Origin of the sequence: Jeotgalibacillus sp. ET6 (genome assembly GCF_029667115.1) — a bacterium.
Taxonomy (GTDB): Bacteria; Bacillota; Bacilli; order Bacillales; family Jeotgalibacillaceae; genus Jeotgalibacillus.
Map to the genome: position 1 here is coordinate 1 of NZ_JARUIU010000145.1, position 261 is coordinate 261.

At 45.2% G+C, this 261-nt stretch carries 1 protein-coding gene; it reads right to left on the reverse strand.

From position 1 onward, the window contains the following. Nucleotides 1–15: 15 nt before the first annotated feature. The gene (locus P6709_RS20050; RefSeq protein WP_278242656.1) at nucleotides 16–153 is read right to left on the reverse strand and encodes a hypothetical protein; all 138 of its coding nucleotides are present in this window, start codon (nucleotides 151–153) and stop codon (nucleotides 16–18) included. Between the last annotated feature and the right edge of the window lie 108 nt (nucleotides 154–261).

The following is a 261-nucleotide window of genomic DNA, read 5'->3' on the forward strand; positions in this document are numbered from 1 at the left end:
GCTAGCAACAGGATTTCACAGCTTAAGCATCCGCCTGAAGCGCAGTGAATCGTTTAATGAGTCTGTTGCTCCAGTGACTCCCGTTGCTCCGGTTACTCCAGTGGCTCCTTCCGGTCTGACTTCACAGCGCTTAGGAGATACTTTCTGGACCATTCATAATCGCTTTTCCATACCTTTACAAAGGCTCTTATTTGTATATTTCTTACATTGACCGCAATATTGAGCATCTGGGCGCTGTTTATACAGATGATGGTATTTTGG